Consider the following 15126-nt stretch of genomic DNA (forward strand, 5'->3'; position numbering starts at 1 on the left):
ATAGTCATTAGTTATTAGTCATTAATCCTATACTCAGGACTCTCTCACTCACCACTCTGTTCTTCTTATCTGGGTTTTTAAGATCCATGTTGGGTTGCGCTGCAATTAACCCAACCTACATCTAATGCTTGCAAAAACGTAATTACGAATTACGAATTACGAATTACAATACCAACGGCTTTGTCAAAACGCAGCATTTCTAAACTTCTATCACCATAGACACCTTCTATTTGCTGATGGCAGCACTCTATGGCAAAATCATTGAGTTCTTCTGGCTCAATACCGTACATATCTTGAAATATGTTTGTTTCTACACGACAAAATCGGGGACGATCGCAGTAGATGCGGCATTCTCTTGTAGTATGGTCAAAGTTAATGCACCATCCATCTTCACCCACCATGCTCAGATACAGTTCCAGTTCTTTGGGGGTGAGATATTCCGCGATGTCTGGACGTTCTGATGGATCGAGATTACAGCAAGCTCCACATTGTTTGACGCATTGCCAAGTTGCCATTTTATGTTGTTTCCTATACTTTTGTTAAGTAAATTAAATTTCACAGGCGATCGCCAGATATGATCAAATACGGGTTTTGCAACTGAGTAATTTTAAAACAATTGGGAGGAACGGAGAAAAATGTTTGACGCTATAGCCAATATTAATTGGGAAGTTGTTTTCCAGCTAACCTCTGTTGCATTAATCGTTATTGCTGGGCCTGCTGTAATTTTTGTTCTAGCATTCCGCAACGGCAACCTGTGAGAGTTTTGAGTGCTGAGTCACCGAAGTTTGCTCAACGAGGGGAACCCTCGCACGCAACTTCTCGAAGTTTGCCTGGAGGGAAACCCTCCTTGCAACTTCTCGCTGAGTGCTGAGTGACTTTGAAACTCTAAACTCAGGACTCATTGCTCAGGACTCACTACTGATAAGGCTTTCATGGCAGCTTGAATAATACGGTGATATTGAGGTAGGGAGATGTCAATTTCTTGAGCATCTTGGCGATTGCTACCCAGTAAACCAATTTTACTACCTGGCTGCATGACTAATACCTTGCCATCAGAGTTTTTAATCCTGAGTTCTGGTAAAGAGTTGTTTTGATAAATACCGCAAGTATAATCACGGTGATTGTACTGAAAGGTCGTTCTTAAAGGCTTGGGTGAAGATTGATAAAATAGGTGGAGTTGGTTGGATGCTTCATCTACATAGTTTTTTGGTAGCCTCACACCAAGCAACTCTAATTCCAGGGTAGTGTTGCCGTTGAAATGATTTTCCCGCAATTTATAAGCGATATCTAAGTGTTGTGGTAAACGGAAATAATCACGCCAACGCCAAGCGATCGCTTTAAACTGATATGCTTTACCTGCAATAGTCTGGCTGAGTGTGGCTTTGATATGTCCTTTGCCAACGATTTGCTGTTCTACCACTTGCACATTGGGTGTCCAAAATATCGGATCTGGATTTTCAATACCGCAAGGATGGAGAGTATTTAGCTGTTGGTAAAGTTCTGGATTGATTTGATTAAAATCAGCTTGAGCATCAATTTTGAGTAACGGCTTGAGGTGTTGCGGTTCTAAACATTGATTGGCAAACTCACATAAACGCGATCGCAACGCTTGTAAGTTCTCTGCTGGTAGGGAAAATCCACCGGCTGCTTTGTGTCCCCCAAATTTACCCAGCAAATCGTGGCAATATTCCAAAGCCGCGAACACATCAAATTCAGGAATCCCCCGTGCGGAACCGCGAATATGTGCATCATCTTCATAAGTGCCAATAAACACGGGTACACCGTAACGTTCTACCAACCGGGAAGCCACAATCCCAATTACACCATGATGCCAATCAGGTTGGACAACAACCAACACCCGATCATCCTGTAGAGACGTTGCACGTAACGTTTCTAGATCCGACGTTTCGCCATGCAACGTTTTTATATTTGACGTTTCGTGCGGGAGAGACGTTGTATACAACGTCTCTACGTAGGCGATCGCTTGTTGTTCGATTTCCTCACACATTTGCTGGCGGCTGGTATTCGCTTGTTCGCATTGCATCGCTCTTTCTAGTGCCATCCCCAGATCATCGGTTGTGAGTAATTCGATTACTGTTTGGGGATTACCAATTCTCCCGACTGCATTGATGCGAGGCCCTAAGCGAAAGCCGATGTCCTCTGGTTTGAGAGACTGGAGAGAGGGGGAGAGGGGGGATGGGGAGAGGGGGGGAAAGAATTATCACCTTGTCCAATTCTGCCATTTTGAATTTTGAATTTTGTTAGCGCAGCGTTAGCGAGTCCGCGAGCGTCATTTTGAATTGATTCGTTCCCTTGTCCCCCTTCCCTTGCTTGTACACCTGCAACTTGGATTAAGGCTTGTACTCCTGGTAATTGGGATTTGGGTAATAGCTTTAAACCGCGTTTTACCCAGCGACGGTTGACACCGGTTAGGGGTGCTAAATCGGCGATCGTTCCTAATGTGAAGAGTGCTAGCATTGGCTGGACTAATCCTTTGGTTTCGCCTAATTGTTGTGCTAGACATACAGCCAGGATATAAGCGACACCCACACCAGCAACACCGCGATAAGGTGAAGATTCGGAGATGAGTTTGGGGTTGAGGATGGCGTTAGCTGGGGGTAATTTTTGAGGGATATCGTGATGGTCAGTGATGATAACATTTAAACCCAGTTCTCTAGCTCTAGCGATTGGTTCAAATGCAGAGATGCCATTATCGACGGTGAGAATTAATTTTACACCTTCACTATGAAAATCTTCAACAATTCGCTTGTTGATACCATAACCTTCGTGCATCCGACTAGGAATAGCATAATCTACTTGAGCGCCCAAACTGCGGAGACTACGCAATAGTAAAGCCGTGCTAGTCATGCCATCTGCATCATAATCACCGCAGATAGCAATTTTACTTTGATTGGCGATCGCTTCTGCTAGCAACTCCACACTCATCGCCAAATCTGGGAAATCTTCTAAGGGAGATGGTAAATTTAGGGATTCAGGGTTTAAAAATGCTTGTGCTTGTGCTGGTGTTTCCATCCCCCGATTAATTAACAGCTGGCTGATAATTGGTGAGATATTTGCCGCAATTGCCAGTTTTTGAGCTAATTCTGGGTTTTGGATGTGAATTTGCCAACGCTGATTCGGTAAGCGTCTGGGAGGTTTTGATAGTTCTGTGGGAGTTTGGTTGAGCATTTAGCTACTGGCAATCAGTTATCAGCAGACAAAGGGGTGGAGTTGATTGTAACTGTAGCCCTGTGATTACTGACCAAATCTTATCAAATGCCATACCTGATGTGGTAATAATCGTGATTTTACTCAGGTAATACTCAGACTGCTTACATATACTTTATACGTAATCTTATGTAAGTCCAAGTGTAAAAAATTGAAAACAAGTTTAATTTACTGTGGTAAACATCAACTGTGGATACTCTTCTGCTTGTTAATTTTACCAGCAATGGGAGTTACGCAAACAGCGATCGCTCAAGAATATCCATTGTCATTTTCCTTACCTGTCGATGATGCTTTAGCAGAAAATCCAGAACCGATGGCACAAGTCACATCGGTTTCCCAACTCAAAGACATACAATCTACAGATTGGGCGTTCCAAGCACTACAGTCTTTAGTAGAACGCTACGGCTGTATAGCTGGTTATGCTGATAGCACATATAGAGGGAATAGAACTCTTAGCAGATATGAATTTGCCGCCGGTGTCAATGCTTGCTTAACTCATATCAATGAGCTAATCACAACAACTAGCAATGAATTCATCCCCAAAGAAGACCTAGCCACATTGCAAAAATTGCAAACAGAATTTGCTAGTGAATTAGCAACTTTGCGGGGTCGAATTGATAATTTAGAAACCCAGTCTAATGACATAGCGGCTAAACAATTTTCTCCCACTACTAAACTGAGTGGATTGTTTATTGCTGGGGTACAAGGACGGAGTTCTAATCGTGGTGATGTCAACCCCAGAGACGGTAACAAAGATACAGATGATGGTGGTACAAATATTAATCTGATCACTCTGACACAGTTATATTTGACTAGCCAATTTACTCCCCGGAGTTACTTGTTTACAGGTCTTTTATATGGTGCTGGTGGGACTACACCGAGATTTAACAATAACGTTTCTCGCAACGATGTATTTCTGGGCTATGAATATCCCACAGATAATCAAATAATTATTAGTGACCTAAATTATCACTGGTTAGTTACAGATAATTTAGCGCTGATGATAGGAACCAAAGGTGTAAATATGACAACCGCCTTCCGCGGCCCAAATCGGGTAGAAAGTGCGGCTACTGGGCCACTGTCCTATTTTGCCCAGAGAAACCCGATATTAAATATGGGTTTTGGTCATGGTGGTATAGCGCTCGATTGGCAATTTGCTAAACGTGCCAGTTTACAAGCAGTTTATTCTAGTTATACACCCAGTAATCCTGGTAAAAGAACTGGATTATTTGATGGCAACACGACTACAGGTATACAGTTGTTGTTAACACCAAACGATAAATTAGACGTGAGTTTGTACTACGTCAATAATTACTCTGCTGATGGTTGTTTGTTAACTTTTGTCGGTGATGAATGCTTAAGTGCCAATTCCGAACCCTTACAAACTAATGCGGCTGGTGCTACTGTCACTTGGCAAGTTTCGCCACGTGTGACTTTAGGTGCATGGGGCGGTTACACTAATTCTTACATTCCTGGCAGTTCCGGAAATGTAGAAACTACGAATTATATGGTGTTTATGAATTTCCCTGATTTATTTGCTAGAGGCAATTTGGGCGGCATTTATATTGGACAACCGCCTAAAATTGTTAGTAGTAACTTACGTGATGGTAGTAATGTCCCTGACTCAATTAATTCTGGCGGAGGACGTGCTGGAGGACAACCGGGAACGACGACACAAATTGAAGTATTTTATCGTTTCCAGCTAACTGATAATATCAGCATTACACCAGGGATAATTCATATCTTAGAACCAGGTCACACACCAGATAATGATCCTGTAACTATTGGCATACTCAGGAGTAGCTTTAGTTTCTAAGCATCATTAAATGATCAAGCTGCATCTACTGTCTCATTGCCGGATGGTTGAAAATTCTGCTCTGTATGGGAATTCTTGTGTTGCTTTGAATGACTGCTGGTGCAACACCAGCTTTAGAGTCAGCAGTAATAACTTTTGCATCATCACTAGAGTTACTAGCAGTGCTGGACTGATCAGACAAATTTGTATTTGGATTAGGAATCTCTTCTGATGATATAGATATCGGGTTATTTACTTTCTGCTCTGATTCTCTAACAATTTGAGCTTGAGATGGTAGTAAAATCAAAGTCTGACCAACTACGAAGATGGCTAATAAAAGATTACGCATTGAATAATTGATTTTGATGATTTATCAGATATATTCATACGTTAAGCTTTGATAGTTGCAGATTAAAGAGAAATTTTACGCAAATATCTTGAAGAGAAGATGTTGATAATTTCCGATATTTAAACTTAGCTTTATCTACTTCATGTGATTTTTTTATATAGGTTTGATACTTTGTTTATATTGCCATACGGTTCGGTTAGAGAGAAAAGGGAAGTTGTTGGGTAGATGAGCAAAAATATTTACGCACCACCATCTTGACGGTGTTTTCTAGCAGGGGGGTACTTGAGTAAATTGGCATAATACCAATTCAAAATTCAAAATGACGCGACGCTCCTGCGTCGCTAACGCTGCGCTATCGCGGACTCGCTCTAAGCAAAGCTATGCCGTTCGCGTTAGCGTCTCTGAAAGAGAAGGCTTTACGCTGCGCTAACAAAATTCAAAATTAAGAAAGCCTGGTTTTACAAGGGTTTCCGTGTCTGGATCTGTATCATATTTTTAGTGAATTGGGATAACTTTTGCTTTTTTAAGCTCTTGCTAATAAGGGCGCGGCTGCTAGAAGCGTTTGAGTGTAAGGGTGTTGGGGATTAGCAAAAATCTTTTTAGTAGCGCCCAATTCTACAATTTTGCCACCGTGCATCACAGCAATGCGATCGCACAAAAATCTCGCTAACCACAAATCATGAGTAATAAACAAATAAGTTAGCTCAAATTCTGCTTTGAGTTGCAGCATTAAATCCAGGACTTGCGACTGGACACTAGCATCTAACATACTCACAGGCTCATCGCAAATTAACAACTTGGGACGAGTAATCAAAGCACGAGCAATTGCTACTCGCTGCTGTTGTCCCCCAGATAAGTCAGATGGGTAACGTTGATAATAAACTTCTGGTGGTGTTAAGCCGACTTTTTCTAACATCCATAAAACCTGCTCTTTTGCCTGAGCCGCATCAGCTAGATGATGAATCAATAAAGGATCAGCAATACTTTCTCCCACCGTCATTGCTGGGTTCAGACAAGCATGGGGATCTTGGAAAACCATTTGAATTTGCCGCCGAGAAGCCCGAATTGCTTGACGCGACAACTTGGTTAAATCTTGACCTAAAAACTCAACTTTACCAGCCGTCGGCCGAATTAACTGTAAGATAGTCCGTGACAGGGTACTCTTACCACATCCAGATTCACCCACTAAACCCAGAATTTCCCCTGGATATAAATCTAAATCAATTCCGTCCACAGCCTTAATTGTCTGACTTTCTGCCTTAAAGAGCCTTTCCACAAAACTAGGTTCTATGGTGTAATGCTGCTTAAGTTCTTGTACACGTAAAATTGGGGTGGGAGATGTATTGTCCGCACTTCCCACTCCCCATTCAGTACTCCCCAAATCATCCACAGATTGAATATGCAGTGCTGCCTTGAGGAGCGATCGCGTATATTCATGTTGAGGATTACCAAATACAGATGATGTTGCACCCATCTCTACCATTTTGCCGTGATACATCACACCAATGCGATCGCAATACTCAGCCACCATTGCCAAATCGTGAGAAATTAGCAACAGCGCCATATTCTCCTCACTACACAGGCGTGTTAATTCTTGTAAAATCTGAGCCGAGACAGTGACATCTAGACTCGTGGTAGGTTCATCAGCGACAATTAATTTGGGGTTGAGGAGTAAAGCGAGAGCGATCGCTACCCTTTGTCGCATTCCGCCGCTAAACTCATGGGGGTACTGACTCCAACGACTCGCCGGGATTTTTACCTTCTCTAAAGTTGCCAGTGCTTTTTCTTTGGCTGCCTTAGCGGATAATTGGGGTGAGTGTGCTTGCAGAGTTTCCAGACAGTGATTGCCAATCGTCATCAGGGGATCAAGCCGCGTCATCGGATCTTGGAAAATTAACGCTACCGCCTCGCCCCGAAAGTGACGCAATTGGGCTGGGGTTAAATCAAATACCGATTGTCCTTGAAACGTCACCCGTCCCTCAACCCGACTAGCTGCTGGTAACAAGCGCATCGCCGCCCGTCCCAAGGTAGACTTACCACAACCAGATTCACCCACCAATCCCATTCTTTCACCCCGTTGCAAGGTAAAAGACACATCATCAATTGCCCAACTTAACTCCTCCCCGCTACGTTGCGGATAGGCGACTCGCAGATTTTCTATACAAAATAAGGCTTCACTCATAATTTTAGTTATCAGCCCAAGTCTAGCAGCTGGGATATTTTTAAATTTAAGCTAGTGTATCAAATTCTATAAAGTAGCGGTTCAAAGCAATCAAAATTACAGATGAGTATTGGGATTTTCAATAACTAATCCTTCACTAGAGGCTGCTAGATTCAACTCTTTATCTGCTGAGATGAGAGTAACAGAAGGTAAACTGTTGGCAATGCTTAGTACATTCACAGCCAAACAAGTTGCAAGCTGAATAGCATCATAACCACGTAAACCATAGGTTTCAGCCAAAGCCATAGCTGAAATAATTATATTTTCAGTAATCTCGACAATTTGATACTCAGTTTGCAAATCATTTCGTAACTGATTGCATAGTAATTTTGCATCTACAAAACTTATGCTCTCTCCACGCGCCCGACGTGTAACTGCGGCTATAATCTCAACACCTGTAATTGCTGCAATGAAAATTTCGTTACTCAAAACAGGATTAAATAAACTCAATACCCATAATGAACCTACTTCACTAACATAACGCTTAACTAATGCACTACTATCTAGAAAATAAATCGTCATTTAGCAGCGTTCCTCAACAATTGTTTCAGAAATAGGTTTTCCCTCTACCTGAATAAGCTGCTGTGGATTTACTGTAAGATGTGAAGGACGTTTGATTTGTTTTACTAAGCCAGAATTTAACAGTGCTTGATGAAATGCTGTTTGATTAGTAGTTTTTTGTTTTGTAGCCAAACATTTCTGAATAGCTTGATTGAGTTGGTGTAGCTCTTCTACATCCATTTGATTAAGTTGACTGAGTATTTCTTGAAACTGCAACTGTACCATAAGTGGAAATTCTTTTAAGCGAGCTGATTAGCAATTTTGAGATAAACTAACACTTATCAACAATTATGCAACATTCATCTTAATACTATCCAGTCTCTTGATTGGTTTAACAGTTACTCTGCCAATGGAAGTTATGCCCATAATATCTCCCAATTCTGTATCTGGCAGAAAATGCTCATTCCAGTAGTCTTGTCTCGGATGAAAAAACCGAACTTCATTATGAGATTCAGGATCTTTACCACTGATTTTACTGCCTTTGTAGAGGTTGCATGAGCGACAAGCAAGAGCTAACTTTAAAGTAGCTGGTCAAGGCAATCAAATTACTGATCCGTAATATTCTGCCATAGTTCTGCTGGAGCAAAACGAGATAAGTGACCAACATTTGTTGTTGCAATCACGAAATCTGGAACAGCCAGAGTTATAGCTTGAGCGACTAAAATCATGTCTCCATCAATTGTTTTATCACTGGCTGTTGGTTGTCCTTGTTGACGAGCTTGCGCCCAAAAGATTGCAGCCTGAAGCATTGCAGCAGTTGTGATAGGCAGATAATCTAGAAACTGTTTTAACTCATCTAAACGAGCAATACCTCTGATTTTATTAGCTCGTAACAACTCTCGACGGACTTCATAATCAGCGATTTCTGGAATTATAACTCTATAATCTGATGCGATGAGAGTTTGTAACCACTTTGTACAAGCAAGACTTTCAGGGGATCGCTTTGGATTCGTAACTAAACCAATTGGGCCTGTATCCAACAATATTACCCGACTCACCAAGTTACACCCTTTAACTCGACAGGAAATAGCTGACGATTTGATAATCTATCTTCGTCCAAAGCTTGGATTAAATACTCTCCAGTCTCTTTTTGCTCTTCAGCATCATCCTCGTCAATCCACAACTGAAGTAAATTAACTAATTTTGTTTTTTTTTCTTTCGGAAGAATGTGTTCTGCTAAAATCTGCAACGTATATGCTTCCAATGATAGCCCTTGCTGTTGCGCTTGCTGTGCAAGATACTCTTCTAATTCTGTTGGTAAGTTAAGAGTGAGGGTCATCGGTTTATTTTGCATGACTTTGCATGGGTTTCAACCTTAGCATAACATTCGGAACATATGCTCATTTGACTCCAAATAGATAAGAGTCAAGCAGGGTGCTTTTATACAAAGAAAGAAAATTAATGCAGGTCAGGTTATACAAAGTAATGATTTAAAAGCAATACCTACAGTAAGCTAGCGCTCACACTCATCACATGATTTTAATGTGCTACTGGGGCTTTTGCACCGGCTCCACCTTTGCCTAAGAATAGCAACAGGGGCAAAGAGCAGAGAAAGGCTACCCCGACAACGCGAAAGATATCTGCAAAAGACAAAACTGCTGCTTGAGTATTGACAGTTTGTTCCAGCAAAGCGAGTGCTTGTTGTCCGGCTGTAGCTGTATCCATACCTTGACTTTGCAAGGCTCCTTTGAGCATATCAAGTCGTTCATTAGTTTCTGAGTCATAGGGACTAAGTTTTGCTAACAAAATGGCTCGATGAAATGCCTCACGTTTATCTAATAAGGTTGTGAGTAGAGCAATGCCAATACTACCGCCTAGTTGTCGAGTGAGGTTATAAAAGCCAGAACCAGCAGAAATATCTTTTTTGGGGAGGGAACCTAAAGTTGCCAAACTCAAAGGAAGAAACATTAAGACTGTGAATGCACCCCGCCATACCAACGGCCAAAATAAATCATCTGTTCCAGTTTCGACGGTGAGGCTGGATAAATCAAACATGACAAAAGCTGTTCCCACACCACCGATCGCAATTAATAATCTGGCATCGATTTTGGTGGATAATTTACCTAACAGCACCATGACGATCGCTGATGCTAATGCTCCTGGTGCTAGTAAAAGTCCTGTTTGGGTGGCAGTGAAGTGCAGCACACTTTGAGCAAAAATCGGCACAGCAAATAATGCGCCATACAAACCCATACCCACAATAGCTGATAAAAAACTGCCCGCAGCCAAGGAACGATGGCGTAAAACTCTTAAATCAACGGCAGGATAAGCTATTTTTAGCTCCCACCAAATAAATAAGCCTAATCCCATGACACTGGCAATAGCTAAACTCGTAATCAAACCGGAGGAAAACCACTCTTCCTTCTCTCCTTGTTCTAATACGGTTTGCATACAACCAATCGCTACTACTAAAAACCCAATTCCTAACCAATCAACAGCTTGGTTTCTAGCTTTGCTCTTACTTTGATCCTTGAGTAAAAACATCCAGGACATCGCCACAGCTAAAATCCCAAAAGGAATATTGACAAAGAAAATCCATCGCCAACCCAAACCATCGACTAAAAATCCTCCCAATGTGGGGCCAATTGCAGGGCCAGCTATCACACCTACACCAAACACTGCTTGCGCCAGTCCTTGTTCCGCCGGGGGAAAGGTTTCAAAAAGAATTGCTTGAGCTTTCGCTAGCAAACCACCACCACACAAACCTTGCAAAATTCGGGAGATCACCAACATGGGCAAATTGAAGGATAGCCCACACAATACCGAGGCGATCGTAAAACCAATCAGTGAGAAAATAAAGTAAGTTTTTTTACCAAAGTAATCTCCCAACCAAGCAGATAAAGGAATTAACACAACGTTAGCGATCGCATATCCCGTCACCACCCAGCCAATTTCGCTCACAGTCGCCCCTAAACTCGCCTGCATATCCGTCAGTGCCACATTGACAATACTTGTGTCTATTACTTCCAAGATTGCCCCTAGAGCAGCCGTAAAAGCGATCGCCCATTTCCGCGACCCTTCCACGTAGCCTGATGCGTTCACAGCAGAACCTTGAGGAATGCTAGCCATGAGTCAAAAGTATCTATTTATATATACGCTACAGTAACGTATCATATTTAAGTAGTCAATAGTCATTAGTCAATAGTCATTGGTCATTGGTCAATAGTTAATGGTCACTACTCAGCACTCATCACTCCCTCACTCCCCCACTCCCTCACTCCCCCACTCCCCCACTCCCCCACTCAGCACTCAGCACTCAGCACTCTGTACTAAACATGAGTAACCAAATGCACCACCCTTCAGGACGGCCTCGTAGCATCCAAGCTGACCAGGCGATTTTACAAGCAACCCTAGACCTACTAGCGGAAGTTGGATACCAGAATACGAGTATGGAAGCGATCGCATCTCGTGCGGGTGTAGGAAAAACAACTATTTACAGACGCTATAATTCTAAAGAAGAACTAGTTGCCGATGCCATTGAGAGCTTGAGAGAAGATATCCAGATACCCGATACAGGTAGCTTTTGGGGAGACATGGATATCTTGACAGAGAATGTAACTAAGAAAATATTTAGCCCACTTGGTCGTCAAACACTCGCCTTAATTATCAGTACAGCATCCACCAATCCCCAATTTGCCCAAGTCTACTGGACAAAATACACCAAACCCCGACGCGAAGCCTTTGCCACAGTTCTAGAACGCGCCAAATCCAGAGGCGAAATTCAACCAGATGCAGATATTGACTTAATTATCAACCTCTTAAGTGGCTCACTTTACTACACCCTCATCTTCAAACCCACAACAGAACCATTGGAAACCTATATGCGCCGGACTCTGGAAGTTTTGATGCAAGGCGTTGGGGTTAAAAGCTAGAGAGCAGGAGAAGGGGAGTGCTGAGTGCTGAGTGCTGAGTGAGGGAGTGATGACTATTGACTAATGACTATTGACTATTCCTGTGTCTTTTGTTGCAGTATGGCGTGGCAATATTGGATTAGAGTAGAAAGGCGATCGCTAATGGTGTCAAGTCTTGTTTGTGCTGTCGTAGCTTGTCGCGCCCCTTGAAGAAACATTACATCTACCTCTAAAAGACGTAATTGTTTGCTAATTTCCGTCTTGTAGGACTGTGAGCGCGAATCAGGTTCAGTTAGAGGTGCAATCTCCTGAACAAACAACTGCTGTAAGGTTCTCAGACGCTGGCGTAGTTCCCCAGCATTCAGTGGTGTAATGCTGATATCAGAGCGCAAAGCATCTAGTAATGTTACTAGTATTTGATATTTTTCCAGATTTAAAGACATCCAGTGCTATTTACGATAGTATTAATGTCAAGAAAATTTCCTTATACACTAATTCTTCTTAGGCTCTTACTAGCATAATCAGCCTCAAGTTTTTTTTCGAGGCTGTATTTAAAATATACATTTTTTTAAGTTTATGATCCTGGAAACCTAAAATAGATGATTACCATAGGCCAATAGAGGATTATTCTCAAGTAACTTTTTCCCAATACATCAGGGTTGTAGCATCACTACCATCAGTGCTGCTAATCGCGTCCATCTTTCACCTATCCACCGAAAAACCTCTTCTATTGTATGAGCAGCATAGCTATAAGTTCTCCAACTGATCTTGCCCTTCCAGAATGGCTAAAGAAATGTTTGCGGGATTCCTCAGCCAATGGCACTAAGGCAGCAGATGACCACTCCCATAGTGATAACACATTAATTTGTCGGGCATTTGATTTTGCTTATCAACTGCATCAAGGCCAATATCGCAAATCGGGGGAATTATATATCAGCCATCCTGTCGCTGTCGCTGGGTTGCTGCGCGACTTGGGGGGTAGTCCTGCTATGATAGCAGCTGGATTTCTCCATGATGTAGTTGAAGATACAGATGTCACAATTGAACAAATAGAAGAGTTATTTGGCCCAGAGGTCAGGCGGTTGGTGGAAGGTGTCACCAAACTCTCGAAAATCAATTTCACTAGCAAAACTGAAAGTCAAGCAGAAAACTTCCGGCGGATGTTCTTGGCAATGGCGCAAGATATTCGCGTGATTGTAGTGAAATTAGCAGACCGTTTGCATAATATGCGAACGCTGCAATATATGTCAGAAGACAGCCGTCGCCGTTCTGCCCAGGAAACACGAGATATCTTTGCCCCTTTAGCCAATCGCTTGGGGATCTGGCGGATTAAATGGGAATTGGAGGATTTAGCTTTTAAACATCTGGAACCAGAAGCTTTTCGCCAAATTCAGAAGTATGTTTCCGAAAAGCGCGATTCCAGAGAAGAGAAATTAGCTAAGGCTGAAGAAATGTTGCGGGATCGGATGCACCAAGCAGGCATTCGCTGTCTAGATATTAGTGGCAGACCCAAGCATCTTTACAGTATTTATCAAAAGATGCAGCGACAGCAGAAAGAATTTAACGAAATTTATGATTTAGCGGCGTTGCGAATTATTGTTGAGACAAATGAGGAATGTTATCGGGCTTTGGCTGTGGTACATGATGCCTTTCGCCCCATCCCTGGTAGATTTAAAGATTACATCGGACTACCCAAACCTAACCGCTACCAATCTCTACATACAGGAGTTATCGGTTTAACTGGTCGTCCATTGGAAGTACAAATTCGCACAATGGAAATGCACCGCATTGCTGAGTACGGGATTGCAGCTCATTGGAAGTATAAAGAAACAGGTGGTTCTAATGCTCAGTTGACAACCACAGATGAGAAGTTTACTTGGTTGCGGCAACTATTAGAATGGCAAAGTGCGTTAAAGGACGCTCAAGAATATCTCGATAGTGTTAAAGATAATTTATTTGAAGACGATGTTTATGTCTTTACACCCAAAGGTGATGTTGTACCTTTGAGTCCCGGTTCTACCACTATAGATTTTGCCTATCATATCCATACGGAAGTCGGAAATCATTGTGCCGGGGCGCGAGTCAATGGGCGGATGGTTCCCCTATCAACAAGGTTGCAAAATGGCGATATTGTCGAGATTATTAATCAAAAGAATAGCCATCCTAGTTTAGATTGGTTGAACTTCGCTAGGACTTCAGCTGCCAAATATCGGATTAAACAATGGTATAAGCGATCGCGCCGCGAAGAAAATGTCGCCCGTGGTCGAGAGTTGTTAGAAAAAGAACTAGGTAAAACAGGTTTGGATAGTCTGTTGAAGTCAGACGCAATGCAGACTGTCTCTGAAAAATGTAATTATCACAGTCCAGAGGATTTACTCGCCGGTTTGGGTTACGGCGAAATCACCTTAAATTTAGTCCTAAATCGCTGGCGAGAAGTGGTAAAAGCACAACAGCCGGTGGTAGATATACCAATATTGTTGCCGAAAGAATCAACAGCAAAACCCACAGTGATTACCTCTCGTGCTACCGACTCGCCAATTGTGGGTGTAGAAGGGTTGGTATATCATCTAGCTGGTTGTTGTACACCCATCCCTGGAGAACCAATTATCGGTGTAGTCACAAGAGGCAGGGGAATTTCCATCCATCGTCAAGGGTGTCATAATTTGGAAAGTGTGGAATGCGATCGCCTAGTCCCAGTTAAATGGAATTCCTCAGTCGAAATTCAAGCACGTCCCCACACCTACCCAGTGAATATCCAAATTGAAGCCCTAGATAGAGTCGGGGTATTAAAAGACATTTTATCTCGCCTGAGCGACCAAGGGATCAACGTCCGTCATGCCCAAGTGAAAACAGCTATTAATCAACCAGCATTAATGGACTTAGGAATAGATATACGCGATCGCCCCCAATTAGAACAAGTCTTTACTCAAATTAAGAAAATGAGCGATATCCTCAACATCCGTCGTGTCGGGCAAATTGATGAATAGTCATTAGTCATCTCCAAAAAAGAACGTAGAGACGTAGCAGTGCTACGTCTCTACTTTTTTAATTATAAAAATTACCTGTAGCCACTGCCTGATTGTTGGCATTTTCTAGATAAAAAACGTTAAAAGCTGCGATT

The 15126-nt window shown here is 42.3% G+C and carries 13 protein-coding genes and 1 pseudogene; 4 read left to right on the forward strand and 10 right to left on the reverse strand.

What is annotated here, in order from left to right; all coding sequences use genetic code 11:
* Positions 1 to 149 precede the first annotated feature (149 nt).
* Positions 150 to 515 (reverse strand): YkgJ family cysteine cluster protein, encoded by a 366-nt coding sequence (locus FD725_RS10240; protein ID WP_179048034.1) that lies wholly within the window; start codon positions 513 to 515, stop codon positions 150 to 152.
* Between the two features lie 120 nt (positions 516 to 635).
* Here FD725_RS10240 and psb30 point away from each other — a divergent pair, with 120 nt between their 5' ends.
* Positions 636 to 758, forward strand: a complete 123-nt coding sequence (gene psb30 / locus FD725_RS10245) for a photosystem II reaction center protein Ycf12/Psb30 (RefSeq protein ID WP_066382765.1) — start codon at positions 636 to 638, stop codon at positions 756 to 758.
* A 140-nt stretch (positions 759 to 898) separates the two neighbouring features.
* Here psb30 and FD725_RS10250 read toward each other — a convergent pair.
* A pseudogene (locus tag FD725_RS10250) lies at positions 899 to 3189 on the reverse strand (DHH family phosphoesterase).
* A gap of 262 nt (positions 3190 to 3451) precedes the next feature.
* Between FD725_RS10250 and FD725_RS10255 the strand changes: the two are divergent.
* On the forward strand, positions 3452 to 5044 hold the full coding sequence (locus FD725_RS10255) for an iron uptake porin (RefSeq protein ID WP_179051497.1): 1593 nt from the start codon (positions 3452 to 3454) through the stop codon (positions 5042 to 5044).
* A 25-nt stretch (positions 5045 to 5069) separates the two neighbouring features.
* Here FD725_RS10255 and FD725_RS10260 read toward each other — a convergent pair whose 3' ends face one another.
* The 7 genes from FD725_RS10260 to FD725_RS10290 form a co-directional block, all read right to left on the reverse strand.
* Positions 5070 to 5372 carry a hypothetical protein gene (locus FD725_RS10260; RefSeq protein WP_179048035.1) on the reverse strand — a complete coding sequence of 101 codons (303 nt, stop codon included), beginning with the start codon at positions 5370 to 5372 and terminating at the stop codon, positions 5070 to 5072.
* Positions 5373 to 5895: 523 nt separating this feature from the next.
* The gene (locus FD725_RS10265; RefSeq protein ID WP_179048036.1) at positions 5896 to 7554 is read right to left on the reverse strand and encodes an ABC transporter ATP-binding protein; all 1659 of its coding nucleotides are present in this window, start codon (positions 7552 to 7554) and stop codon (positions 5896 to 5898) included.
* A gap of 96 nt (positions 7555 to 7650) precedes the next feature.
* On the reverse strand, positions 7651 to 8115 hold the full coding sequence (locus FD725_RS10270; RefSeq protein ID WP_179048037.1) for a type II toxin-antitoxin system VapC family toxin: 465 nt from the start codon (positions 8113 to 8115) through the stop codon (positions 7651 to 7653).
* Complete coding sequence (locus FD725_RS10275; RefSeq protein ID WP_179048038.1) at positions 8116 to 8379, reverse strand: hypothetical protein; 264 nt, start codon at positions 8377 to 8379, stop codon at positions 8116 to 8118. It abuts the gene before it with no gap.
* 320 nt (positions 8380 to 8699) lie between these two features.
* Entirely contained in the window at positions 8700 to 9152 is a 453-nt protein-coding gene (locus tag FD725_RS10280; RefSeq protein ID WP_179048039.1) for a type II toxin-antitoxin system VapC family toxin, read from the reverse strand.
* Positions 9149 to 9448, reverse strand: coding sequence for a hypothetical protein (locus FD725_RS10285; RefSeq protein WP_256871886.1), 300 nt, complete (start codon positions 9446 to 9448; stop codon positions 9149 to 9151). Before FD725_RS10285 ends, FD725_RS10280 begins: the two co-directional genes overlap by 4 nt.
* Positions 9449 to 9633: 185 nt before the next feature.
* A complete protein-coding gene (locus FD725_RS10290) occupies positions 9634 to 11223 on the reverse strand; it encodes a DHA2 family efflux MFS transporter permease subunit (protein WP_179048040.1) in 1590 nt (529 codons plus the stop codon).
* Between the two features lie 206 nt (positions 11224 to 11429).
* Here FD725_RS10290 and FD725_RS10295 point away from each other — a divergent pair, with 206 nt between their 5' ends.
* Positions 11430 to 12026 carry a TetR/AcrR family transcriptional regulator gene (locus tag FD725_RS10295; protein WP_179048041.1) on the forward strand — a complete coding sequence of 199 codons (597 nt, stop codon included), beginning with the start codon at positions 11430 to 11432 and terminating at the stop codon, positions 12024 to 12026.
* 74 nt (positions 12027 to 12100) lie between these two features.
* On the opposite strand, the gene patD is transcribed toward FD725_RS10295, so the two are convergent.
* Positions 12101 to 12448: a heterocyst frequency control protein PatD gene (gene patD / locus FD725_RS10300; RefSeq protein WP_179048042.1), complete on the reverse strand. Its 348-nt coding sequence runs from the start codon at positions 12446 to 12448 to the stop codon at positions 12101 to 12103.
* 291 nt (positions 12449 to 12739) lie between these two features.
* On the opposite strand from patD, the gene FD725_RS10305 reads away from it, so the two are divergent.
* Complete coding sequence (locus tag FD725_RS10305) at positions 12740 to 14992, forward strand: bifunctional (p)ppGpp synthetase/guanosine-3',5'-bis(diphosphate) 3'-pyrophosphohydrolase (protein ID WP_179048043.1); 2253 nt, start codon at positions 12740 to 12742, stop codon at positions 14990 to 14992.
* The last annotated feature ends 134 nt before the right edge of the window (positions 14993 to 15126 follow it).

The organism is Nostoc sp. TCL26-01 (genome assembly GCF_013393945.1).
In the GTDB taxonomy this organism is placed as follows: domain Bacteria; phylum Cyanobacteriota; class Cyanobacteriia; order Cyanobacteriales; family Nostocaceae; genus Trichormus.

Excerpts from the sequence above, each read along its gene's own strand:
- FD725_RS10305 (WP_179048043.1), top strand. The coding sequence starts at position 12,740 with ATGAGCAGCATAGCTATAAGTTCTCCAACTGATCTTGCCCTTCCAGAA.
- FD725_RS10285 (WP_256871886.1), bottom strand. The coding sequence starts at position 9,448 with ATGCAAAATAAACCGATGACCCTCACTCTTAACTTACCAACAGAATTA.
- FD725_RS10275 (WP_179048038.1), bottom strand. The coding sequence starts at position 8,379 with ATGGTACAGTTGCAGTTTCAAGAAATACTCAGTCAACTTAATCAAATG.
- FD725_RS10290 (WP_179048040.1), bottom strand. The coding sequence starts at position 11,223 with ATGGCTAGCATTCCTCAAGGTTCTGCTGTGAACGCATCAGGCTACGTG.
- FD725_RS10240 (WP_179048034.1), bottom strand. The coding sequence starts at position 515 with ATGGCAACTTGGCAATGCGTCAAACAATGTGGAGCTTGCTGTAATCTC.
- FD725_RS10265 (WP_179048036.1), bottom strand. The coding sequence starts at position 7,554 with ATGAGTGAAGCCTTATTTTGTATAGAAAATCTGCGAGTCGCCTATCCG.
- FD725_RS10255 (WP_179051497.1), top strand. The coding sequence starts at position 3,452 with ATGGGAGTTACGCAAACAGCGATCGCTCAAGAATATCCATTGTCATTT.
- patD (WP_179048042.1), bottom strand. The coding sequence starts at position 12,448 with ATGTCTTTAAATCTGGAAAAATATCAAATACTAGTAACATTACTAGAT.
- FD725_RS10260 (WP_179048035.1), bottom strand. The coding sequence starts at position 5,372 with ATGCGTAATCTTTTATTAGCCATCTTCGTAGTTGGTCAGACTTTGATT.
- FD725_RS10295 (WP_179048041.1), top strand. The coding sequence starts at position 11,430 with ATGAGTAACCAAATGCACCACCCTTCAGGACGGCCTCGTAGCATCCAA.
- FD725_RS10270 (WP_179048037.1), bottom strand. The coding sequence starts at position 8,115 with ATGACGATTTATTTTCTAGATAGTAGTGCATTAGTTAAGCGTTATGTT.
- psb30 (WP_066382765.1), top strand. The coding sequence starts at position 636 with ATGTTTGACGCTATAGCCAATATTAATTGGGAAGTTGTTTTCCAGCTA.